Origin of the sequence: Sphingomonas echinoides (assembly GCF_029623395.1) — a bacterium.
GTDB lineage: Bacteria > Pseudomonadota > Alphaproteobacteria > Sphingomonadales > Sphingomonadaceae > Sphingomonas > Sphingomonas echinoides_A.
Genome location: NZ_JAPYKK010000013.1, coordinates 30,518 through 53,162, shown reverse-complemented (window position 1 = coordinate 53,162; position 22,645 = coordinate 30,518). Strand labels below are relative to the sequence as shown.

The 22,645-nt window shown below is 62.4% G+C and carries 27 protein-coding genes; 6 read left to right on the top strand and 21 right to left on the bottom strand.

The window, feature by feature from the left end:
* The first annotated feature begins 101 nt into the window (after positions 1–101).
* Positions 102–503: a flagellar assembly protein FliX gene (locus QBJ92_RS09945; protein WP_277969533.1), complete on the top strand. Its 402-nt coding sequence runs from the start codon at positions 102–104 to the stop codon at positions 501–503.
* A 33-nt stretch (positions 504–536) separates the two neighbouring features.
* Here the strand turns inward: QBJ92_RS09945 and flhB are convergent, their stop codons facing one another.
* Genes flhB through flgC form a run of 5 tightly spaced genes read right to left on the bottom strand, consistent with a single transcriptional unit; the run spans position 537 to position 3,362 of the window.
* Positions 537–1,598 (bottom strand): flagellar biosynthesis protein FlhB, encoded by a 1,062-nt coding sequence (flhB, locus tag QBJ92_RS09940; protein ID WP_277969532.1) that lies wholly within the window; start codon positions 1,596–1,598, stop codon positions 537–539.
* 3 nt (positions 1,599–1,601) lie between these two features.
* Positions 1,602–2,354 carry a flagellar biosynthetic protein FliR gene (gene fliR / locus QBJ92_RS09935; protein WP_277969531.1) on the bottom strand — a complete coding sequence of 251 codons (753 nt, stop codon included), beginning with the start codon at positions 2,352–2,354 and terminating at the stop codon, positions 1,602–1,604.
* Position 2,355: 1 nt separating this feature from the next.
* Positions 2,356–2,619, bottom strand: coding sequence for a flagellar biosynthetic protein FliQ (locus QBJ92_RS09930; RefSeq protein ID WP_277969530.1), 264 nt, complete (start codon positions 2,617–2,619; stop codon positions 2,356–2,358).
* Positions 2,620–2,625: 6 nt separating this feature from the next.
* A complete protein-coding gene (locus QBJ92_RS09925; RefSeq protein WP_277969529.1) occupies positions 2,626–2,943 on the bottom strand; it encodes a flagellar hook-basal body complex protein FliE in 318 nt (105 codons plus the stop codon).
* Positions 2,944–2,954: 11 nt separating this feature from the next.
* Positions 2,955–3,362 (bottom strand): flagellar basal body rod protein FlgC, encoded by a 408-nt coding sequence (gene flgC, locus QBJ92_RS09920; RefSeq protein ID WP_277969528.1) that lies wholly within the window; start codon positions 3,360–3,362, stop codon positions 2,955–2,957.
* Between the two features lie 112 nt (positions 3,363–3,474).
* Here flgC and QBJ92_RS09915 point away from each other — a divergent pair, with 112 nt between their 5' ends.
* The 3 genes from QBJ92_RS09915 to fliP are packed head-to-tail and all read left to right on the top strand — an operon-like array spanning position 3,475 to position 4,965.
* On the top strand, positions 3,475–3,711 hold the full coding sequence (locus QBJ92_RS09915; protein WP_277969527.1) for a FliM/FliN family flagellar motor switch protein: 237 nt from the start codon (positions 3,475–3,477) through the stop codon (positions 3,709–3,711).
* Positions 3,712–3,716: 5 nt separating this feature from the next.
* Positions 3,717–4,244 (top strand): flagellar biosynthetic protein FliO, encoded by a 528-nt coding sequence (locus QBJ92_RS09910; RefSeq protein ID WP_277969526.1) that lies wholly within the window; start codon positions 3,717–3,719, stop codon positions 4,242–4,244.
* Positions 4,237–4,965 carry a flagellar type III secretion system pore protein FliP gene (gene fliP / locus QBJ92_RS09905; protein ID WP_277969525.1) on the top strand — a complete coding sequence of 243 codons (729 nt, stop codon included), beginning with the start codon at positions 4,237–4,239 and terminating at the stop codon, positions 4,963–4,965. The genes QBJ92_RS09910 and fliP overlap by 8 nt, the downstream gene beginning before the upstream one ends.
* On the opposite strand, the gene QBJ92_RS09900 is transcribed toward fliP, so the two are convergent.
* The 15 genes from QBJ92_RS09900 to QBJ92_RS09830 form a co-directional block, all read right to left on the bottom strand.
* Positions 4,940–5,572: a PilZ domain-containing protein gene (locus QBJ92_RS09900; protein WP_277969524.1), complete on the bottom strand. Its 633-nt coding sequence runs from the start codon at positions 5,570–5,572 to the stop codon at positions 4,940–4,942. The genes fliP and QBJ92_RS09900 overlap by 26 nt on opposite strands.
* Positions 5,573–5,619: 47 nt before the next feature.
* The gene (locus QBJ92_RS09895; protein WP_277969523.1) at positions 5,620–6,057 is read right to left on the bottom strand and encodes a hypothetical protein; all 438 of its coding nucleotides are present in this window, start codon (positions 6,055–6,057) and stop codon (positions 5,620–5,622) included.
* A gap of 11 nt (positions 6,058–6,068) precedes the next feature.
* Complete coding sequence (locus QBJ92_RS09890; protein ID WP_277969522.1) at positions 6,069–6,938, bottom strand: flagellar motor protein MotB; 870 nt, start codon at positions 6,936–6,938, stop codon at positions 6,069–6,071.
* Between the two features lie 6 nt (positions 6,939–6,944).
* Positions 6,945–7,238 (bottom strand): hypothetical protein, encoded by a 294-nt coding sequence (locus QBJ92_RS09885; RefSeq protein ID WP_277969521.1) that lies wholly within the window; start codon positions 7,236–7,238, stop codon positions 6,945–6,947.
* A gap of 53 nt (positions 7,239–7,291) precedes the next feature.
* Positions 7,292–7,813: a chemotaxis protein CheD gene (locus tag QBJ92_RS09880; protein WP_277969520.1), complete on the bottom strand. Its 522-nt coding sequence runs from the start codon at positions 7,811–7,813 to the stop codon at positions 7,292–7,294.
* 4 nt (positions 7,814–7,817) lie between these two features.
* Positions 7,818–8,207, bottom strand: coding sequence for a response regulator (locus QBJ92_RS09875; protein WP_277969519.1), 390 nt, complete (start codon positions 8,205–8,207; stop codon positions 7,818–7,820).
* A gap of 15 nt (positions 8,208–8,222) precedes the next feature.
* Positions 8,223–9,251, bottom strand: a complete 1,029-nt coding sequence (locus QBJ92_RS09870; protein WP_277969518.1) for a protein-glutamate methylesterase/protein-glutamine glutaminase — start codon at positions 9,249–9,251, stop codon at positions 8,223–8,225.
* A complete protein-coding gene (locus tag QBJ92_RS09865; protein WP_277969589.1) occupies positions 9,248–10,129 on the bottom strand; it encodes a CheR family methyltransferase in 882 nt (293 codons plus the stop codon). Before QBJ92_RS09865 ends, QBJ92_RS09870 begins: the two co-directional genes overlap by 4 nt.
* A complete protein-coding gene (locus QBJ92_RS09860; protein ID WP_277969517.1) occupies positions 10,129–10,623 on the bottom strand; it encodes a chemotaxis protein CheW in 495 nt (164 codons plus the stop codon). The genes QBJ92_RS09865 and QBJ92_RS09860 overlap by 1 nt, the downstream gene beginning before the upstream one ends.
* Positions 10,620–12,755: a chemotaxis protein CheA gene (locus tag QBJ92_RS09855; RefSeq protein WP_277969516.1), complete on the bottom strand. Its 2,136-nt coding sequence runs from the start codon at positions 12,753–12,755 to the stop codon at positions 10,620–10,622. The genes QBJ92_RS09860 and QBJ92_RS09855 overlap by 4 nt, the downstream gene beginning before the upstream one ends.
* Complete coding sequence (locus tag QBJ92_RS09850; RefSeq protein WP_277969515.1) at positions 12,752–13,117, bottom strand: response regulator; 366 nt, start codon at positions 13,115–13,117, stop codon at positions 12,752–12,754. Before QBJ92_RS09850 ends, QBJ92_RS09855 begins: the two co-directional genes overlap by 4 nt.
* The gene (locus QBJ92_RS09845) at positions 13,114–13,455 is read right to left on the bottom strand and encodes a hypothetical protein (protein WP_277969514.1); all 342 of its coding nucleotides are present in this window, start codon (positions 13,453–13,455) and stop codon (positions 13,114–13,116) included. The genes QBJ92_RS09850 and QBJ92_RS09845 overlap by 4 nt, the downstream gene beginning before the upstream one ends.
* Positions 13,430–14,314 (bottom strand): flagellar motor stator protein MotA, encoded by an 885-nt coding sequence (motA, locus tag QBJ92_RS09840; protein WP_277969588.1) that lies wholly within the window; start codon positions 14,312–14,314, stop codon positions 13,430–13,432. Before motA ends, QBJ92_RS09845 begins: the two co-directional genes overlap by 26 nt.
* Before the next feature lie 99 nt (positions 14,315–14,413).
* Positions 14,414–15,226, bottom strand: a complete 813-nt coding sequence (locus QBJ92_RS09835) for a class I SAM-dependent methyltransferase (RefSeq protein ID WP_277969513.1) — start codon at positions 15,224–15,226, stop codon at positions 14,414–14,416.
* A complete protein-coding gene (locus tag QBJ92_RS09830) occupies positions 15,223–17,640 on the bottom strand; it encodes an HAD family hydrolase (protein WP_277969512.1) in 2,418 nt (805 codons plus the stop codon). The genes QBJ92_RS09835 and QBJ92_RS09830 overlap by 4 nt, the downstream gene beginning before the upstream one ends.
* 137 nt (positions 17,641–17,777) lie before the next feature.
* Here QBJ92_RS09830 and QBJ92_RS09825 point away from each other — a divergent pair, with 137 nt between their 5' ends.
* The gene (locus QBJ92_RS09825; RefSeq protein ID WP_277969511.1) at positions 17,778–18,137 is read left to right on the top strand and encodes a flagellar biosynthesis regulator FlaF; all 360 of its coding nucleotides are present in this window, start codon (positions 17,778–17,780) and stop codon (positions 18,135–18,137) included.
* 628 nt (positions 18,138–18,765) lie between these two features.
* Here QBJ92_RS09825 and QBJ92_RS09820 read toward each other — a convergent pair.
* Positions 18,766–20,904, bottom strand: a complete 2,139-nt coding sequence (locus QBJ92_RS09820; protein ID WP_277969510.1) for a methyl-accepting chemotaxis protein — start codon at positions 20,902–20,904, stop codon at positions 18,766–18,768.
* A gap of 259 nt (positions 20,905–21,163) precedes the next feature.
* On the opposite strand from QBJ92_RS09820, the gene QBJ92_RS09815 reads away from it, so the two are divergent.
* Positions 21,164–22,603 (top strand): alginate export family protein, encoded by a 1,440-nt coding sequence (locus QBJ92_RS09815; protein ID WP_277969509.1) that lies wholly within the window; start codon positions 21,164–21,166, stop codon positions 22,601–22,603.
* The last annotated feature ends 42 nt before the right edge of the window (positions 22,604–22,645 follow it).

The window sequence follows — 22,645 nt, the reverse complement described above, 5'->3', positions numbered from 1 at the left end:
CACAAGCAATGCGCATAAACATCCTGGTTTGGTGGAAATAGTTCACTTCTCTTCTTATAGGATAATAAGGAGCTTCTTTCGCGTTCCGGACAGGAGAAACCTTGCGCATCACCGGTCTTTCGCCGCCGATCCAGACTTTGCTCCTGACGGCTTTGCCGAAGGTGGCGCAATTTGCCACGGCGGAGGCGGCTGTGCTGCCGCCCACCCCGGCCGCGGCAGCGGCCCAACCGGTCAGTGTGGAAATGCTGGTGACGCTTGCCACCGTGGAGCCGTCGATCGATCGTCGGCGGCGGGTATCGGTCGACGCCGATCGTGGGTTGCGCGCGCTGGAGCGGCTCGAGGCGGCCTTGGCAGCGGGTCTGCCGGCGGTGGAACCGTTGCAGGAAGTGGCGGCCTGGTCGGCCGAACAGCGCGCGCCGGAGGACCCCCAGCTCGCCGGGATCGTCCGGGATCTGGAGCTGCGCGTCCGGATCGAGCTGGCAAAACACGAATTCATCGTCTGAAGGCGCTGCGTGCTGCTGGCGGGGACGGTGTCGTCAGACGCGCCGTTTGGCAAGCCGCATCACATAGCCGATGATCTCGGCCACGGCCTTGAAATGCTCCGTCGGGATCGGCCGGTCGATGACCGCGCTGGCGTAAAGCGCGCGGGCAAGCGGCGGGCTTTCGACAATCGGTACGCCGGCCGCCTTGGCGATATCACGAATACGCAGCGCGATTTCGTCCATGCCCTTGGCGACTACGACGGGCGCGGCCATCGCGTCGTGGTCATATTTGAGGGCAACCGCATAATGCGTGGGGTTGGTCACGATGACGCTCGCGGTCGGTACCGCGGCCATCATCCGCTGGCGTGCGCGCTGGATGCCGATCGCACGGATCTTGCCCTTGACCTTGGGATCGCCTTCGCTTTGCTTGTGCTCATCCTTCACCTCTTGGAGCGACATTTTCATGCGGGTGATGAAGGCGCGTCGTTGATAGACGAAGTCGAACAGTGCGAGCAGTCCCACCAGAATGCCGACCGTCTTGATCATCGCGCTGACGATCGCGCCTGCCGTATCCGCGATCGTCAGCGGTTCGGCGCCGATCAACTGGTCGAGCGCAACGAGGTGCGGCCGCACCACCATCGTCGCAACGGTGATGACCGCCACGAATTTCGCGAGCGTCTTGGCGAATTCGATCAGGGCACGCTTCCCGAGCATCTTGCCCAAGCCGGCGACCGGGTTGAGTTTCGAGAACTTCGGCTTCACCCGCGACCAGGACAGGGTCGGGCTGCCCTGGACGAACAGGATCAATAGCGCGAACCCGAACAACAAGCCCAGGATCGGCATCATCGCGCGGAACACCGCAATCAGGACTCCGGTGACAAAGGCCTGCGCGCCGTCGCTGTTCAGCGGATAATCGTCGGCATTGCCCCAGAGCCGCACTAGCATCGGCCCCAATTGTGCAAGTGTCCAACTGCCCATTCCCCCGGCGACGATGATCGCGGCGACGAACATCACCGCGTGGCGCATCTCGGTGGATGTAGCGACGTCGCCCTTGGCGCGCGCATCGCTGAGCTTCTTCTGGGTCGGATCCTGAGTTTTCTGATCCTTGTCCGCCACGGCTCAGACCCAACCCGTGTGAAGCCAAGCGACCATCGCGGCTGAAAAGGCGGTCAGGATCGAACCGATCAGCGTCGCGAACAGCGCCATGCCGAGCAGCAGGTTGAGCGGCTGTGCTATAAAGAAGATCTGGATCGCAGGGGCCAGCCTTGCCGAGAGGCCGAGCGCCATGTTGAACACGATTCCATAGATCAACAGCGGCGCCGCGAGGCTGATCGAGAGCGTCATCGATCGGCCGATCGTGAGAATCGCAAGCTGCGCGAAATCGGCTGCCGGTGGCAGGCCGCCGACGGGAAATACGGTGTAGGAGTGGACGATTGCGGTGATCCACAAATGGTGCACGCCCATGCCCATGCAGACGACCGCAGCGGCAACGCTCATCAGCTTGGACAGGACCGACGCTTGTCCGCCTTGCGCGGCATCGTTGATCAGCGCCGACGACAATCCCACCTGGAGGCTGATGATCGACCCCGCCATCGCGGCGGCGAGGAACATGATCTTGATAATCATGCCGATCGCAAGGCCGGTCATCAATTCGGCAATGAGAATGCCGGGCAGGGCGGTGCTGTGCTGCGCGATCGGCGCGATCCGTGAGCCGAGCAGGCTCCACAGACCGGCGGTCATGCCCAGCGCGAGCATCAGCCGGATCTTGCCCGGGATCGCGTCTTCGGAAAACACCGGCAATAGCATCAGCACTGCGCCGACGCGCGCGAACAGGATGAAGAAGGCGCTTGCCTCAGCGGGAAACCCCTCCATCTCAGCCGCTGACGATGTGGTCGCAAAGCTGCGCCATGAACGTGGACAAGGCATGGCCGATCATCGGCAACGACAGCAGCATTACCACGCCGATCGCCAGCAGTTTGGGGACGAAGGTCAGCGTCATTTCTTGAACCTGCGTCAGCGCCTGGAACAGGCCGACCACGACGCCGACCACCAGCGAGGTGAGCAGCATCGGGCCGACGATCGTCAGCACCAGGATCATCCCGGCTTGCGCCAGTTCCATCGCGTCGAACGGCGTCATGGCGGATCAGATCTGCATGCGCATAATTTCGGAATAGGCATTCACCATCCGGTCCCGCACCGCGACCACAGTGTCGAGCGCGGTTTCGGCGGCGCCGACGGCGGTCACCACGTCGATCAGGTCACCCTTGCCCGCAACCTGCTTGGCGCTGGCGCTCTCGGCGCTGCGCATGTTGCCCGCTGCGTCGGTCACGAGTTTCTCGATCATCCAGCCGAAACCGCTGCCGGCGCCCGGGGTTGTTTCGGCTTCGGTGATCTTGGGTAGCTTGGTCGCGCCAAGGACGCGGCCATAGGCCGAGGTTGCGTCAAATGCTCCGATCGACATGAATCAACTCCTTATTTGAGAAGGTCGATGGTGCGCATCGTCAGGCTCTTGGCCGCTTCGATCGCACTCAGATTGGCTTCGTAGGAGCGCTGCGCGGCCTTCATGTCGGCGCTCTCGACGAGTGCGTTGACGTTGGGCATCTTGACGTAACCGGTCGCGTCGGCGGCCGGGCTGCCCGGCTGATAGACACGCTGGAACGCACTCTTGTCCGACTGGATCGATTGGACCCGCACGCCGGCTGCGCCGGTCTCGTGGTCGACCTCCGATTTGAAGCTGGGGAGCCGACGACGGTAGGGATCGCCGCCGGCGGTGCGCGACACCGAGTCCGCATTCGCGAGATTTTCCGCGATGACCCGCATGCGTAGCGACTGCGCGCGCAGTCCCGATGCGGACACCTCCATAGACGACTTCAAGTTCATGGTTCAGCTCCGGCGGCCCCGTCGGCCTCCTTTTCGTTATAGGCAAAAATTGCCTAGCTACCCGGAAAACCGGAAAGATTTTCCTATAAGTTAGAGAAAGGAGTGTCGTTGTATGTCCGTTCTCGAAAGCATCTACGTCGATATGTCGATCGTGCTGGGCTCCGCTCAGGTGCCGATCCGCCAGATTCTGAAGATGGGGCGTGGCGCCATGATTCCGCTCGATTGCGGGCATGACGATCCAACGCTGGTCTATGTCAACGACGCGCTGGTCGCGAAGGGACGGGTGCTGGTCGAAGGGGACCAGATGTCGCTCGAGATCACCGATGTCGTTCAGCGGGTCCGGAGCTGATGGACTTGCTCGCGCTGTTGCGCACTTTGGGCGGGCTCGGAACGGTGCTGGGGGCGCTGGCCGGTGCGCTCTGGCTGGTCCGCCGCTATGACATCCGTTTGCCTGGCCGCACCGGAATGATGCGGGTCAGTCGGCTCGAACTCGTCGAAAAGCTGCCGATCGACGCACGCCGCTCTGTCGTCTTGTTGCGCCGCGACGGACACGAACATCTCATTCTGATTTCACCCGAAAGCCATGTGATGCTCGAAAGCGGCTTCGTGCGCGATGCGGTCGATCTCGCGGCACATCAGGCGGCGGTGTCCGCCTTGCCGCACGATCCGCCGCAGTTTCGTGCCGAGGTGGCCGCCGCCGGGGAAAGCTTTGCGGCGTTGGTCGAACGGGTCCGGGATCACGCCGCGCCGAAGGGCGCCGCGCTGAAGGCGATGATCCGCCGCGCCGTCACGCCGACACCCCCCATCGCTTCCCCGCCGGACGACCCGGCTCCGCCCCGCGCCGAGCTCCCCCTGACGCCCCTGGACAAGCCTCATGCGTAAAGTCGCTCTCCTGCTATTTGCGCTGACCCTCGCGATCCCGTCCAGCGCGCTTGCGCAAACCGCATCGGTCACGATGGGCAAGGGGTCGGTCTCCGGTCAGGCGATCACGCTAATCATGATGCTGACCGTACTGAGCCTCGCGCCCGGCATCCTGATGACAGTCACGTCGTTTACACGGATCGTGGTGGCGCTGTCGCTGCTGCGGACCGGTATCGGCGCGCCCGGTGTGCCGCCCAATCCGGTGCTGATCAGTCTCGCGCTGTTCCTGTCCTTCTTCGTGATGGCACCGACCTTCCAACAAGCCTGGGAGCAGGGGGTCAACCCATACACCAACGGTCGAATTTCCGAGCAACAGGCGTTTGTGCGGACGTCCGAACCGTTCCGCCAGTTCATGCTGAAGCACGTCCACAACGACGACCTCCAGTTGTTCGCCGACCTGTCGGGCAAGCCACCGGTCGCGCGCGCGCAGGTGCCGCTGACGACGCTCATGCCGGCGTTCATGATTTCGGAATTGCGGCGCGCGTTCGAGATTGGCTTCTTGCTGCTGTTGCCCTTCCTGATCATCGATCTCGCCGTATCCGCTGTATTGATGGCGATGGGGATGATGATGTTGCCTCCGCCGACGATCGCCTTGCCGATGAAGATCATCTTCTTCGTTCTCGTCGATGGATGGGCGCTGGTCGCCGGGTCGTTGATCAGGAGCTTTGGCGGTTCGGGCTAAGCGGCGCTGAACTGGTGGCGCTGAAGCGGTGCTGCTGCGCCAGCCAGTGCGACAGATCGGCGAACGCCACCGTTTCCGAAAACGCCAGGCCGACCGTTCCCGGTGCGATCCAGCGCACTGACGCGCGTTGTGACTTCAGCCCGGGAATGACGACAACCACGCCATCGTTGAGTCGAGCGGGAGTAGCCAGAACGACCCGCGTGCCGCCCTGCGAAATGTTCTGGAGCAGACCTGGCACGATATGGCCGTCCAGTCGCAGCACGACCGGGCACCGCGCGGACAGGCGCAGCGACCGAGGCGATTGTGCGGTGGGCGCCAGCAGCGCAACGATGTCGACGGGCTGATCGAACTGCACGCCAACTTCAAAACGATCGGTCCAGACAACGACGCCAGCGACGGCGTTCCCGTTTTTCAAGTCAATGCCGACGCGCTCGCCCGTCACGAGTGCCGCCCGGGTCTCGAGCCGCATGCCGCCGGACGAGACGTTCCGAATGCGACACAGATCGTCCCAATTTTCGGTGGACAGCCGTGCGACGAGCAGGATCGTCGTCAGCCGATCATCGCGTTTCGGGAAGTCGGCTGGGGCCGGTCGCGGCGTATCCATCATCTCTGAATTCCTCCCCGTCATGTCATGATGGCTGGCAAGGTGAGCCATCACGCTGGTGTGGCCTGCATGATCACGACGCGGCGAACTTTGTTCATGCCGAAGGCTTCGCTCGCGGAGGCCGTCACCAGTTTGCGGAACACCGCGAGATCCGGAAGCATGCCGTCCGGCCCGCTCGCCATCGGTGCTCGAAAGGTGCGCATGTTGATCGCATCCAGCAGCAGCGGCAGACGTGCCGTTACGAAAGCCGCGTCGCTTTCTTCGGTTTCCAATTGAACCTCGAACGAGACGTAGCCGGACAAGCGCCCCGTGGTGGAGACCAGCGGGGCAAGGATCTTTCCCGTTGGTACGAACACCGGGGCGGCTTTCACCGGCGCGGTGGCCGCCGTCGCCGGAGACGGCAGCAACTGGTGGACGCCGAAAGCGGTCCCGCCGCCAAGGCCGACGCCGGCCACGAGGAGCAAGGGGATGAGGAAAGCCGCTTTCACCTTCGTTCCGATCAGAATTTGAAGCTGGAATCGCTGGGCAGCGTCGGTGCCGCCCCCAGCGCAACGATCGTGATCCGGCGATTTTCGGCTCGGCCGGGTTCACCGGGATAGATCGGTTGTGTCCCCGCCAAGGCGACGACTTCGGCGAACCGGTCCGGGGTGAGCCCCGCCGCGAGCATCGCCGACCGTGCGGCCAGTGCGCGGTCCGCGGATAGCCGCCAGTTCATCGCGCTCTGGCCTCCGAGCGAATCTGTATGGCCTTCGATCGCGATCTGCGCGCCGGATTTCGCAAGTTTGCGGGCGACCTCCCCGAGCATCGCGCTGGCGAACGGGTTGAGCACTGCCGTGCCGCCGACGAACATCGATCGCTGCGCGGTGTCCATCAAGCTGATGCGAACCCCGTCGCGTTCGGGTTCTACGCGAATGCTGTCCTTGGCATCCTGTGCCGCCGGCGCCGCCTCGAGCGCGACGCGCATTTCCTGCGCCATCACCCGCATGGAGGCGTCCGGAATGTTGGCGGTGCCGCCCCGCGAGATCCCGCTCTTCGCGCTTTCGGCGGAGGGCTGGCCGGTTGTGGCCTTGCTATCGGCCTGCGCGCGCCGCGTGCGACCGCCGAGGCCGGGCTGGTCGCCCGGGTTGGTGGTTAGCGTCGTCGAGGGGGAACTGTTGGCGGAGGCGGGCGAGAAATATTCGGCCAAGCCCTTCAAACGTTCCTTGTCGGGATTGGCGAGAAGCCAGAGCAGCATGAAAAACGCCATCATCGCCGTCACGAAATCGGCATAGGCAACCTTCCACGCGCCGCCGTGGTGCGCCGCATGACCGCCTTTCTTGACCTTGCGGATGATGATCGGGCGTTGGTTCGCCTTGGGAGGAATGGCCATCGCGGATCAGGCGGCGATCGACAGCGCGGAACGCAGCTTTTCCTGCACCGCACCAAGGCGGACCTTGCTGATCGCATCCAGCGACCCCGATCCACCCGCCATGCGGTCGATGAGATCGGCGCTTTCGTCGGCCCGTTGAATCACCAGATCGAAAGTCTGGAGTTGCTCCATATAGGCCATGGCAAACGCCTCGTCGGACACGAGGGTGTCCGCGAGATGCTCGATCAGCACGCGCATGTCCCGGATTTCGGCCGCGATCGCGACGTAGAGCGAAGCGGCGAGGTCATCGATATGTGCCATGCTCTAAAGGGCCTGTTCGGGAGTATGGAAAGGGATGGGGGACAGCGAAGGCATCAGAAGAGTTCAAGATCGCCATCGTTGCTGGCAAGGATGACTGGCGCCGCGATGATCTTGGGGATTTCCGCGACAGATCGCGATCGCGCCTTACCTTCGTAGGGTACGAATTCGACCTTGCGCGCCTGGGTGCCGCCGAGATCGCAATGACCGATGGCGATGCCTTCGGTTTCCATGAAACGCCGCGCGAAGGCGGCGTTGCTGCTGCCGATCGATCCCAGTCCCGCGATGATGTTGGCACCGCCGTACAGGTGCGCGCGCAACTGCGACCGTATGCCCCCACGGCGCATGAGTTCATTGATCAGCAATTCCATCGCGTGCACGCCGTAGCGGGCCATGTCGCGGTGGTGGACCATATCGTCCTTGCCCGGTTCGCCGAGCAGGAAATGGTTCATTCCGCCGACCCGGTTGACCGGGTCTTGCAGGCACACTGCGACGCACGACCCGAGCAACGTCGAAATGACGACGTCGGGTTCTCCGGAAACGTGATTTTCACCCTGGATGATGGAGACGCGTCGCATCGGATCAGGTCAGCTCGCCGAAGACGCGCTCGATCTTTTCCTTGAGCGCGGCAGCGGAGAATGGCTTTACGACGTAATTGTTGACCCCCAGCACCGCCGCCTTCTGCACGATCTCGCGATCGGCAGAGCCGGTGAGCATGATGAACACGGTTTTCCCGATCACCGGATCCTTGCGGACTTCTTCCAGGAACTGGAGTCCGTCCATGTCGGGCATGTTGTAATCGGATATGATCAGGTGGACGCGGTCGGCGCGGATCGCACCGAGCGCCTCGACGGGCCCCGCTTTGTCGCGAATATCCTTGAACCCCAGATCCTGAAGGGTCCGACGGATCATTGCGCGCATGCTGGTCTGATCGTCGACCACCATCACCTTGATTGCAGCTGCGGCTGGCATTGATCGCTCCCAAACTTATTTGCGGCAAGCGCCGAGGATAGCCTCGGGCATTGCGGACAGGTCGACTTCGCGCCCGACCGCGCCCAAGGCGAACGCAGCACGGGGCATCCCGTAGACGACACAGGTTTCCTTGCTCTGGCCGAGCGTGCGGGCACCGGCGGTGCGCATCGCGAGCAACCCCTCGGCGCCATCCGCACCCATTCCGGTGAGCACCACCCCGATTGCGGCGGCGCCAATCTGGCTGACCGAGCGGAACAACACATCCACGGCAGGGCGATGCCCGCCCACGGGATCGGTCGCGCGAAGCTTTATGCGACCGTGAACGCCGCCCATGAGCTCCATATGCGTCAGCCCGCCTGGGGCGATATAAACGTTGCCGCGCTCGACCGCGATGCCGTCCTGCGCTTCGGTGACGCGCAGCGCGCATTCCTTGTGCAAACGCGCCGCGAAGCCCGGCGTGAACGCCGCCGGCATATGCTGGACGACAAGAATCGGCGGGAAATCGGCTGGCAAGGCCTTGAGGATCGAAAAGAGCGCCTCCACCCCGCCGGTCGATGCACCGATTGCGATCACGACATCGCGTAGCGATCCCGGAGCGCCCGACGTGACCGGGACGATCGCGTCTGGCGCCCGTCGCACAGTCGATCGCGCGGCGGCCTTTACCGTCGCGCACAGTCGCGCGGAGTCGCGGGCGATCTCAAGCGGGTTGCCGGTTGGTTTGGCAATGCAATCCACCGCACCCAGCCGCAGCGCCTCGATCGTCGCTTCGGCTCCGCGGGCGGTCAGCGTCGAGCACATCACTACCGGCATTGGCCGCAACCGCATGATCCGTTCGAGGAAGGACAGGCCGTCCATCCCGGGCATCTCGATGTCGAGCGTCAGAACGTCGGGGTTGAGATCCTTGATCATGGCGCGCGCTGCGCTCGGTTCGGGCGCAAGGCCGACCACTTCGATTTCGGGGTCGGAGGACAGAATACGATTGAGCGCAGCCCGCATCGATGCACTGTCATCGACGATCAGGACCCTGACGGGAGGACCGCTCATTGTGCCGTTCCTCCATGCTTGACGTAAATCGTCTGGCCGCAATTGGTCATGCCGTTTGCGGCGGTACCGATCAGGCGTTCCGAATGGCCGATGTAGAGATACCCACCGGGGGCAAGCATTGACACGAAGCGCGCCTCCAGCTCGGCCTTTGCCGCATCGTCGAAATAGATCATCACGTTGCGACAGAAGATGACGTCATATTGCTGTCGCATCGGCCACTCGTGGAAGAGGTTGAGAACGCGCGCCGTCACAAGCGCCCGCGCGTCTTCCGCCATCACGAAGTCCGCGCCGTGGGGGCGCATCCAACTGGTGCGATAAGCCGCCGGGACCGGCTCGACCGTCTCCGCGGAATAGACGCCGCGCTGCGTGCTTTCGACGACATGTGGCGCCAGATCGGTGGCCAACAGGCGAACGTCGCCTTGGCGCAACCAGCCCGCCGTGTTGCGATCCTGCCCGAGCAGGCACATCGCGATCGTATAGACTTCCTCGCCGCTGGAGCAGCCTGCTGACCAGATCCGAACGGGCTGACGGCGCGCACGATCCTGCAGCCATGGCAGCGTGGTGTTGCGGAGATGTTCAAAGTGATGATTTTCGCGGAAGAAATGCGTGTGATTGGTGGTCAGTGCGACAATCATTGCCGCGCGTTCGGTGGCATCCGCTTCGACCAGGCGCACATAGTCGCGGAAGGTCGTCAGCCCATGGTCGCGAAGCCGACGGCTCAATCGCGACTGAACCAACGTGCTCTTGGCGGTCGTCAAGTGAATGCGGGCATCGGTTTGCATGATCCGGGCGATCACGGCGAACTCGGCACTGCCGAGTTCGGCCGAGACCGACGCTTTCAGCCCACCGGGATCCACGCGTGGCGCGACGTCCTGCATCACGCGGCCAGATCGAGGTGACGCGTCAGGTTGAGCGCATCGAGATCAAGCAACAGCACCATGTCGGCACCCTCGACGATCGTGGCGCCTTCCTGCGCCCGCGGCGCGACCTGGATCAGACCGGCAATGACGTTCTGTTCGCCGATCTCGACTTCGGGCGCCGGCTGGATTTCGCTCGCCTTGATCAAGATGATGTCGGCGACTTCGTCGACCAGGAAGCCGGCCTGCTTGCCCGCGATCGTTACGACCAGAATACAGGAGCGTGAATGCAGTACGCTGGGCGTCCACCCGAGACGCTCGGACAGGCCGACCACGGGAACGACCGTGCCGCGCAGGTTGGTAACGCCCTTGATGTAGGCCGGCACGCTGGGGAGCGGGGTGGGCTCTTCCCATTCGCGAATTTCGATCAGCGCCTTCATGTCGATGCCGAACATCTGCTGCCCAAGCGAGAAGGTGACGATCTTGCGTTCGTCGGGAGTGTTTAGAGTGCTCATGCCGCCAATCCTTTCAGGGGGAATTTCGAAACCATTTGTCCTGGCGAGGACACCAGCGCGTCGATGTCGAGGATCAGCGCGATCGAGCCGTCCCCCAAGATGGTGGCGCCGCCGAGACCGCGGATCGGGTGGAGGTTCTGCTCAAGGCTTTTGATCACCACCTCGCGCCGGTCGTCGATCGTATCGACCATCAGGCCCACATTCCCGGCGGTCTCGCTCTCGACGATGATGACGAGCGATTCCTCCGGGCTGCGCCGGTCTTCGCCGACAAAACCGAACAGATCGGTCAGGCGTTTGACGGGGAGATAGGCGCCGCGCAGTTCAATCACTTCGCTGCTCGGCGTCATTGCGCGGACTTGGCCGGGTTCGGGCCGGACCGTCTCGATGACATTGGCGAGCGGCAGGACGAAGCGTTGTCCGGACAGGCGCACGATCATCCCGTCGAGGATTGCAAGCGTGAGCGGGAGGATCATCGTGAAGCTGGTACCGGCGCCCGGTACGGAGGTGATGTCCACCCGGCCGCCCAACGCTTCGACGTTCGATCGCACCACGTCCATCCCGACGCCTCGACCAGAAATGCTCGAGATGGTTTCCGCCGTGGAGAAACCGGGCGCGCAGATCAGCTGATCGATCTCTTCGTCAGACATGACGCCATCGGCCGGGATGATGCCCTTTTCGACTGCCTTCGCCTTGACGCGGACGCGATCGATACCCTTGCCGTCGTCACTGACGCGCACGAAGATGCGCGCACCTTTCTGCTCCGCGGACAGGGTGATCAGTCCTTCAGGAGGTTTCCCCGCGGCGATCCGTTCAGCTGGACTTTCGATTCCATGATCGACCGCATTGCGAATCATATGGGTCAACGGATCGCCGATCTTCTCGATCACGCCCTTGTCGACTTCCGTGGTCTCGCCGCTGATCTCCAGGATCACCTGCTTGCCGGTTTCGACGCCCAGATCGCGCAACATGCGCGGCACACGCGAGAATGCCTGTCGGATTGGCTGCGCGCGCAGCGACATGACATTGTCCTGGATCTCGCGAGTCAGCCGAGCCAGTTCTGGCAGTTCGACTCGTTCCTGATCGACCGGCGACAACCGATCCGACAGGATCGACCCGCGGATCACCAGTTCGCCGACCAGGTTGAGCAGCATGTCGAGCTTGTTGAGGTCGACGCGAATGGTTTGCTGGATTGCATCCATCGGGCGTGCTTCGGGTGGCGCGGCGGTGGTCGCCATCGCAACCGGCACGTCGACCTTTTCCACCAGGACCAGGCGGGGTGTCTCGACCTTTGTGGGCGCTTCCGCGATTGCCGCGACGGGCGCGAGATCACGGGTAATCTCGACAAGCGAATCCGGTGCTACGAAATCGAAGCATTCGGCGATCGCGCTTTCCTCGATCGTGCCCGGTACGGACAGGATCCAGACGAGATAACTGTCTTCCGGATCGAGCTCGCGCAGCGTCGGGAGCGCCGAACTGTCGACCGAGACGATCGCGCCGCCCAGGCGTTCGACTTCACGGACGCTGAGCAACGGCTCGGCGCCGTTGGCAAGCGCAGCACGCGATGGACCGAACCGTACCGTCCAGGGTAACGGTACGGCGTCTTCAAGATCGTCCAGCACCATTTCGACCGGCTCGAACCCAAACGGATCGAAATCCTCGATCGGTGCGATGACGGGCGTGAAGCCGAACTGGTCGCTTGCGGGCTCGGGTACGACCGCGGTGGCGGCGACAGGCGGTACCGCGCCTGCCTTGGTGGCAAGTACTTCCTCGAGCAAGGCCAGCGCCGCGCTGTCGGCTGGGGTTGGCGCAGTGCCCTGCGCGGCCGCGACATGATCGGCCAGGATATCGAACGCGGTCAGCATCACCTTGGTGACGTCTGGGGTCGCTGGAATCTTGCCGCTGCGGACCTCGTCCAGCACGTTTTCAAAACAGTGCGAGAAGGCCAGCAAGGCGGCATGGCCAAACGCGCCGGAACCGCCCTTGATCGAATGGACGGCGCGAAACACACCCGCAATCACCTCTTTCGAGACATCACCGGCGGCCATGGCGGACAGTCCCTGTTCAGCGACCGCCAGCCCCTCAGTGCATTCTTCGAAGAAGATTGCCTGGATTTCGTCGAGTTCGTCGTTCACGGGCACACGCGGCGGATCGCCGCCCCCAGCTTTTCGGCATCGAATGGCTTGGTGATCCAGCCAGTCGCCCCGGCGGAGCGTGCGCGGGTTTTCTTCTCGTCGGAGAATTCGGTCGACAGCACCAGGATCGGGGTGCCACGGAACTGCGCGACCGCGCGAACCGCTTCGATCAGCTCGAAGCCGTCCATTTTCGGCATGTTGATGTCGGTGATCAACAGGTCGGGGACCACATCGTGCATCCGTTCCAGCCCGTGTGCGCCGTCATTGGCGCTCTCGATCCGAAAGCCTTGCGCAGTTAGCGACGTCTTGAGCAGCATTCGCATGCTGGCCGAGTCATCGACGGTGAGGATGAGCTTGCTCACAGGGAAATGTCCTTTCCGGCATCGAGGCCGATTGCATCGGCGAGCTGACAGCCGAGCACGCGTTCGGTGAAAGCCGCACTGGCGGCGGTGAAATGATACGGGTGGTCGTTCAGCGCCGCGTCGCGGCGTGCGGCGATGAGCAATTGCAACACTGCCTGGCCGACGCTCAGCATTTCCGATGCGTCGATCGCGGTCGTCGCGGCGCAATCGGACGCGATCACGAATTGGGTGCGCAGCGCGTCGGCGGTTACGGTGGTGCCGTGGCCGGTCAGGATGATCACGCCGGGTTCGGCATCGACCTCGAGGGAGGGGTCAGGCGGGGAAAGCATTAAGGTCATTTTTTGCCTCATCGAGTGTGGTCTCGAGTTGCTGGAAAGAAGGTGCGAAGTCCGACGGGACCATCCGCCGTGCGCACTCGATGGCGACCTGAGTTGGGAGCCCGTGGGCATGGCCGAGGATTGCGGTCTTCGCGATCGTGAACGGCTTGCAGTCGTCGTCCACGATGCTGAGCAGTTTCGAGGCGAGCGGCCCGACCAGACAGTAAGCGAGCAGCACGCCAAGGAAGGTGCCGACCAGCGCGCCACCGATCATCGCGCCGAGTACTTCCACCGGCTGATCGATCGACGCCATGGTCTTGATTACCCCCAGCACCGCGGCGACGATGCCGATTGCAGGAAGGCCGTCGGCCATCGTCTGCAGCGCTAGCTGCGGCATCAGTTCTTCGGCGTGATGCTTCTCGAGATCGTTTTCCATCGCCTCCGCCAATTGGTGAGGATCCTCGAAATTGATGGTCATCATCCGCAAGTAATCACAGATGAACTCGATCAGATGATGGTCGGTCAGAAGGCGTGGATACGGCATGAACAGCTTGCTCTCGGCGGGGTTGTCGAGGTGGGGTTCAATCCCTGTTGCGCCGCCTTTCTTGAAGGTGCTGAGCAATCCGAACAACATCGTGAGCAGGTCGCGATAATCGCTTTGTTTCCAGCGCGAGCCCTTGAACGCGCGCAAGATGCCCTTGCCCGCCTGCTTCACCGTCGCCATTGAATTACCGACGATGAAGGCACCGATCGCAGCGCCCACAATGGCGAGCAATTCATGCGGCAATGCTTCCAGAATTACGGCCATCTTGCCGCCCGACATCAGGAAGCTGCCGAAGACACATCCTAGGATGAGAAGAAAACCGACACCGTTGAACATGACGCGCTGAGACACTCCGAACTAGCCAATATCTATATTTATTATAGGAGAGGCGGGTGGTGAGGCGTGTGGTGCGGACAATTCTATCTGGCACGCGGCCTATGGCGCGTTATCCTGCCATTCGATGACCTTCATGTAATTGCGCAGCCGGTTGAGCTCCATTGCGGCGAGCAACGTGTTGTCGTGGAACGGCGCAACCAGTTCCGCGACGGCAGCGCTCCACGGCGCATCGCCATCGAACACCATGCCGAGGCCAAAGACTGCAGGGACATGCGCCCATGCGAGGCTTCGACCAGTCGATCGTGCCCCTTCAAGGAAGTCCTCGATCGCCGTCAGCACGCCGTTGCGGGGACCGCCCATATGGTCGGCCATCGCCCAGCCCTCGCCGCCGCGAAATCCCCGGTCGGGAACGAGGTCGGCGCGATCCAGCATCGTGCCGGCACCGAAGGTATGCGGATGACGAAAGGCCTGGGGGATCCGCTCGGGTGCATAATACATGTCGCGCCGCGCGGCGGGCCAGCTTACGTCGTGCAGGAATACGAGCAGCGGCTTTTCGTCCCGCTTGCTGGCAGCATCAGCCGCCTCGAGTTCGTGCAAAACCGTGAAGTAATTATGGTCCCCATCGATTACCCAGGCATCGACGTCGCGCATGTTGGGAAGGACATCGAGGCTCGGCGCGGCAAGATGGGTCACGCCTGGCGCGGTCCGCGCCCATTCAATGAATTCGGCGCGCGGCGCGGGATCGACACTCGTGAGCCGACCCCCTGCTGCGGCGGCATGGTCGGCAAGCCGTTGCGACATGCCGCCAAATTCCGCGCCAATTTCGACGATGTGCTTCGCCCCGGCGATCGTAAGGCTACCGAGGATCAGGTCAGAAAATTCCGACATGGAATGGATCAGCAAATTGCTCATGAAATAGCCTGTGTGAGGACAGCGGAAGGTGTCGCTGCAAGGGGGGATGCGGCGGCGCGGGGCGCGATCGGGCGGAATACGACCGCAAGCATCATCGCGCGGGCATCGCGGCGCGACGGCGGCGGGATCATCATGAACGCCGCGTCGTCCTCACATCGATACAGATGCGGAGCGGCCTGCTCCATGCCTTCGAGCGTGGGCACGGCGACAACTTCCTCCAGTCCGGAACGCTGCCGCTCGCTGAGGAACCGGTCCACCGGCATGAACACGACGCTGTCGACTTGAAGCCATTCGTAGAGCCGGCCGAATTGCAGCCCGATCGACAAGCGGCAGTCGTCGATCGGGATCGGCGCAACGAAATAGCCGTCGTGCGTTGGTGTCGCGGTGATCGTGGCGGTATCGACCGTTCGACCATCTGCGATCAGGATGGGAAGGGTGATCGTCTGGTCGATGAAATCGGCGTATTTGAGACCGAGGCCGAAGCGCTTGTGCGCCAGCAACGTCAGTTTGACGGCGAGCCCCTCGCCGTGCAGCTCCGCGGGTAAATACATCCGTTCTGCACCGCGCATGTAGAACAGGCCGCGCTGGCGCAGACCGCGCCTGGCGATGTCGGGATCGAACAGTGGAACGACATGGTCGATCCCGAGGTTCACATCATGCTGGAATCGCGCAAGCACCGCGAGCTCTTCCGGCATCGGCAGGAACATTAAACGCGCCAGCACGGCGACAGCAGAACTGCGTAAGCTCGCCATGTCGACCGTATCGGTCCGCCTTACGATCGCCCCGGCACTATCGCGTGCGTAGCGGATCGTACCTTCCTGGACCGCGTCGCGAGTTGCGCTTTGCGCGCCTTTGATTGCGTTGGCGGCGCGAACGGGACGGCCATCGACCGTATAATCGATCACCGAACCTTGCGCAGCGGTGCAGAGCTGTTCGAGTACGGCGACGTTGCCCGACAGCGCCTCTAGCGTGTTGGCATCGTAATGGTCCGCAGCGATGAAACCCCTCTTGTCCAGCCCCGGCATGTCCTGTTCTCGCAACAGCAGATAGCGGCCAGCGACCCCGACCGTGAGCCTTGCACGCAACATCTCGTCGATCTTGTTCTGGACCGATCCGTTGTAGCCGAGATCGACGAGCATCAGCACGTCGCCCTCGGTCGGGGCGACGGTGACGCGCAGGTATCGGATCAATCGGTCTGCAAAGGCACGCGACCGCTCGAGGATGCGCTTCATGCGCGGGGCTGTACGGATGACACGGACCAGCGCAGGAACGCCGGCGCCGGTCGGGAGGTCGCGCAGGATCGCGACAATCTCGTGCGAGGTGAACAGCAATTGCTTCAGGACCGCTTCGGTATCCGACACGATCTCCGCTTCTAGGTAGCGCAATACATCGGCTTCGCTGCGGAAACACGCGGCGGTTGCGGTAAACCGGCTAATCTCAGTCGCGTGGCTGACGGTTCCATCCGGGTGAACTACGTCGAATACGAGCTTCGGCAGATGCCCGTCGCGCATCAGGAAAAGCATATGCACCTGGCCAGACGTCGTTGCGCGCAGCGTATCCGCTTCGCTGGCAATCCAATGCGCGAAGCCATGAAGCAGTGGACCGATGGTCGTGTAGCCGAGCCGCTCGGCAGGATCATTGACGCCAGGTTCGCCGATCGCGATCGTCGCGCGGTGCGGCTGGCTGTTCCTGTCTTCGGCCGTTGTGCCGACGTGGATCAGCGCGCCGGTCGCGGCTTCGAGCCGAAGCCGCTGCTCGGTCGTCGCGGTAAATTGCCTGAGGTGCAGCGCTTGTACGCCGGCTTTCTGCCCCCCGATGAGATCAGCGTTGCGGTTGTCGCCGATGTGCAGGATGTGCTGTGGTGAAACACCCAATTGCTGGACCACGCGATCCAGCAGGCCGTCACCCTTCGATACGCCCAACTCCGATGAACAGAAAATGCGATCGATAAGTGCGCGCACTTCCTCGCCGGCGGCTTGCGCAATCAACGTGCCGAGCTGTGTCGAATTCAGATACGTGTCGCTGACAATGACGATCGTCAGTCCGCGCGCCCGGGCCGTTCGCATCAGCGCGATGACCGGTGCGAAGCCGAAACAATGCCGCGCCTCCGCAGCAAGTTCCTGCGCAACCATTGCCGCGCGCTCCGAGATGTCGGCATTCGGCAGCAGTTCGGCGTAAATCTCGGCAATGCCGACTTCGGTCCGGCGATGCCGCAGCAAGGACGCCGTACGTGCTCGCTGCTCCGCCCAGATCCGCTGCATCGGGTTGGGGCCGTCGAGCGCGCGGAAAACGTCGCTCGGGGCGTGGGTGTCTCGCCACAGCAGCGTATCGAAACAGTCGAGCGACAGGACCTGGATGTCCGGCCGGCCATCGAGCGCGCGTGCTACATCGCCGGCAAGGATCGTGTCGTTCATGCAATAGACTTCCTGCCAGTGCCGGTCGCCCGATACGGCACCAGCGTCCCTGTCATTATAGGATAGAGTTCAGCAGTGCATGGATATGGTTTCTGCTGAAAATCCGCTAAAATAGGGGATCAGCTAGAGGAATTGCTATGTCGCTCCACGCCTATCACCGCGCGCGTACCATCGTGGAAACGCCTCGCCAGGCGGAACGCCGGCTGATGCTGGAAATTACCAGTGACATGATCCGGGCGAGGGATGCAGGGCAAGTACGGGGCGCGTTGATGCCCGCTCTGCATCGCAATCGTGAAGTGTGGGGGACGTTTGCTGCAGTGTGTGGAACGGTCGGAAACACGCTGCCCGATGGTTTGCGCGCGAGCATCATCTCGCTCGCGCTCTGGGTCGACCAGTTCACGAGCGACGTCGTTGCTGGTCGGGAATCAATCGATGATTTGATTGCGGTCAACCGTGACATGATCGACGGGCTGACAGGCGTCGGCGCTCCAAACTGAGCCTTGTCCCGCGCTTTTACCGAAGGAGTCATGGTCCGGACCCCGGGCCTTCGTGGTTGGGCGTGCGAGTGTAGCCCGTATCGAGGGCCCGCCGCACCCCAAGTGTTTGCGGCGATAAGGGCGGTTTGACTGATCGTTTCCGCTGACCGTTGGAGCCAACGCTGTCGTCCGAAATGGACTCGCGACGCCCGTCCTCCATTTTTCTGATCAATCTAGAAGCCGGACGTCGCTATGCGGCCTCCGGTTTTTCTTTGTTCAGCGCACATGGCTGCCGACATGTCCGCGCCGCGGCGCCTCGACGGGGGGAGGTCGGTACGGTGCGATGGCATGGATCGCCGCCGTTCCTTGATTGCTGATCTGTAATCGGCGGGATCTGGGTAGTGTCTTGCGCTACCGTCGACGGCGAGATCCCCCGGATCGGACGTGGGTCATCCGCCCTGCAACCCGGGTTGAGTCTTCGGAGGGGGGCACACAGGCACGCTACGCTGTTTGCCCGGTACAAGTCCGATACTATAGTTTTTCGATAACGCAAAAACGCCCCATCTTCTGCGAAGATGGGGCGTTTTTGCAGTACGATTGTCGCACTTGAGTGCCTGCCGCCACGTCGCTGGGGCGGGCGTCCTTTCCTTTAGAACGCGTTCCAGTCATCCGCACCGGCCGAGACTGGCGCGCTGTGCTTCCCATTCGCCGCAAGCGCGGCAACGGGGGAGCGGTAGGGCGCCGAGGCCGTTTTCTTGGGTTTGGATGGCATCGGCTGGACGACCTGACTCACCTGCGGTCGACGTCCGGACGAGCCACTGTCGACTGTGAACATCGCGGCCTGATCGGACAGTGCGGTGACTTCGGTAGTAAGGTTCCGGGCAGCGGCGGATGTTTCCTCAACCATCGCGGCATTCTGCTGAGTCGACTGGTCCATCGCGCCGATCGCCGCCGAGATTTGCGTGATCGCCGAGGATTGCGCCGCGGCATCGTCCGCCATCGTGCCGAGCAACTTGTGAACTTCGCCGACATCGCTCGAGATATTGGCAAGTGCACCGTCGACCCGCTGTACAGCCTGAACCGCAGTGACGATGTCCGTCTGTGTCAGCGTGAGCTGATCCCGAGCGCGCTTGGCTTCCTCTTCTGCACGCATCGCCAGCGCCGAGACCAGATCGGCCACGACCGCGAAACCGCGACCGGCGTCACCGGCACGACCCGCTTCGACGGCAGCGTTCATTGCAAGGACGCGTGTCTGGAACGCGATCTTGTCGAGTCCCTCGATCACGCTGTCGATGCCCTTGGCGCTGTCACTGACGCGACCCATCGCCTGTACCGCTTCCTCGGCTGTGGCGCGACCGCCGCCCACCGTGGCAATCGCCTGGTCTGCCCGTGAGACCGTTTGCGTCGAGGACAAAGCGGTCGCCTTCAGCCGGCCATCGATCTGCACGAGCGCGGCACTCGTTTCCTCCAGGCTGGCTGCGTTGCCTTCGGTGCGACGCGCCAGATCTTCGGATGCCTGAGCGATCTCGTTCGATCCGGTGCGGATGCCATCAGCGCTTTGCGTCACGCCGCCGATCAACCCGCGCAGCTTGAGCAGAGCACCGTTGAAGTTGGTTTTCAGGTCTTCGAAATTGTGCGGAAACTGCTTGTGAATATCGCCGGTGAGATCACCATCTGAAAGGCTTGCCAAGCTGGCCGATACGGTTTCGACGACATCGCGTTGCTGGGCTTCGTTTTCGAGCTTGGCAGCGGCGGCCGCTTCCTGGTCGCGCGCAGCGTCACGGAAGACGACAACGGTCTTGGCCATCTCGCCGACTTCGTCACCGCGGATGGCACATATCACCTCGATGTTCGTATCCCCCGTGGCGAGACGCGCCATGGTTCCGCGCAGATTTTCGAGCGGGCGGGTAATTCCGGCGCGCGCCACCAGGAAACTGAAGCCCATGACGACGATTGTGCCGACGATGCTGGCGACCATCACCATCCACGAGGTTGCCAGTGCAGTGTTGCTGAGTTTATCGGACGTCGCCGTGGAAGAGGCAATAAGGGCTTCGTTGAACGCGGTGAGCTTCTTGGAAAACCGGGTTGCAACGATATCGGCCTGTTGCACCACCTTAAGCGCAGCGTCGTTTTTATTCGCCATGCCAAGCGCGACCGCTTCGTTGGTCAGTTGATGGAGGGCTGATAGTTCAGAGCCGAAATCGGCCAAATCAGCCGCTTTGTCCGGGAAAATCTTTTCGGCAAAGGCGATCCGCGGCAGCGCACTTTCATACGCTTCCTTCTCGGCTACCCCGGCTGCCTTCGCCAGTACGCTGGCGCCATCGTACGCCACCGACTGATACGCGGAGCCGGTCATCACCGAGAGGCGCCGGTTGACCTGAGTCAGCTTAATTGTTGCCGTCAACTGCTTGGTGAGAGCCGAATAGACGGCATCGGTATTGCGGATCTGGCTTGAGCCGACCCACGCCACGGCGATGGTCAACAAACCCAGCATCGCCAGCATGGCGACGATCTTGGTCGTGATTCTGGTGTTCTCTAACAGTTTCATGAAGCATTCCTTGAGATCTGGCAGCAGGCGGTGCCGGGCACGTCGAGAGGAGGATCGGCTTTGCGATGGGACCACGATCCAGTCGTCGGTCCCGGTCGTGATGCCGTCATGAGCGTCGTGGTCGCGGCACACCTTGCCGGAATCGAATCGGTGCTCCGAAAAAAGGCGTGAAAGACATACAGGTCTCCGACCGAGCAATCGTATCAGCCCACGGGCGGACCCCACGAGCGGATCACTCATTGTAGGATGATCTGTCCTACTCGCAGTTTGCCGCTGGATAATTTCTGCGTGCCGACGGCGGGTTGTCCCGAGTATCTAGTATTACGTCGGGGATCGCCTGCGTTCTACTGAGGCCGGAAGGCGCTGCGCTGACACCGAAAACCCGGATCTGCCAAGCCGTGGCCGTGACTGCTGGCTGGTAGCATGCGGACGAATGTCAAGGACTAAAATGTGGACGCATCGAATGCGTTCATGCTCGTCCTATAATGGACTGTGTCCATTGTATCGAGGCGACCAAGAGATGTTCCAATTTCGGATTGCGCACTATGAGCCAATGCGCTGTCGCCGGTCCGTTTGGCTGCTCGCTACAGCTGGCATGGTATGGGCAGTGCCTTGTGCGGCCAAACCCACCGCGCCCGGCCCGTTGTTGACCGCCCTTGGTGCACCTGCCAGCCTGGAGATAAGTGGATCCGTCCGGTCCCGCGTCGAGGCGATCGACGGTCAGTTCCGACCGGCGCGCGCCACTTCGGACTTCCTGTGGTCAATGCGAACGACATTATTCGCTGCTTACAAGCGTGGTCCGATCCGCATCGGCGGGGAAATCATCGATGCCCGCGGTTACGGTGAGAAAAACACGTCTTCTACAAGTAGTACGGAAGTCGATGCGGTCGAACTGGCGCAGGCGTTCGTGGCGGTTGGGATGGACGGTCGTTTCGGACTTGAATCGAAGGCGGCGCTCACCGGGGGGCGCTTCACGCTCGATATCGGGTCGAGCCGTCTCGTGGGCCGCACCGATTTTCCCAATACCGTCAATTCCTATACCGGGCTCAACTTCGACTGGCATGGGGCGGGAAAGGATCGTTTGGTCGCGTTCTGGTCAATGCCCCAAACGAGGCTGCCAACCGAAACCGTCGCGATCCACGACAATGCGATCCGCTGGGACCGGGAAAGCACCGATCAGCAATTCTTTGGGGCAAGCTACGTCAAGGGGCGACTCCTGCATGATGTCAGCGGCGAGCTGTACGGCTACCGGCTGGCCGAGCGGGACTCTCCAAATTTGAGTACGCGCAATCGTCGTCTGATCACGGTCGGGGGGCGATTGCTGCGTATCCCTGGCGGCCAGTTCGATGTCGATGTTGAGGGCGCTTATCAATTTGGGAAGGCGCGAGCGACCATTGCCACCACCGACCGCAGTGATCTCTCCGTGTCGGCCTATTTCGTACACGCCGAGTTCGGCCGAACGTTCGTTATAGGCTGGAGTCCGCGCGTCTCGCTCCATTTCGATCGCGCGAGCGGTGACCGCGGCGCGCCGGGTGAATATGGCCGTTTCGATGCCTTGTTCGGCGCGCGCCGTGCCGATTTCGGGCCGGTCGACCTTTACGGCCCGATCGGGCGGAGCAACCTTGTGTCGCCAGGCATCAGACTGGAGGCCAAGCCGTCGCGCCGACTGGACAGTTTCGTGATGCTACGCGAACTATGGCTGGACAGCGCTAACGATAGTTTCTCCTCGACCGGGGTGCGCGATCGAAGCGGCCAATCAGGCCGGCATGCCGGTGTTCAGATCGAGGGGCGGGTGCGCTATTGGGTCGTGCCTAAGCGGCTCCGCATGGATACCGGCGTTGCGCTGCTCGCGAAGGGGCGGTTCCTGCATCAGGCCTCGAATGCTCCTTCGACCGGAAGCACGCACTATGCCTATTTCGATCTTGCCACCGAATTCTAGGACGGGTGCTGGATGCCCCCCAGGAAGACACAGCACTGCCCA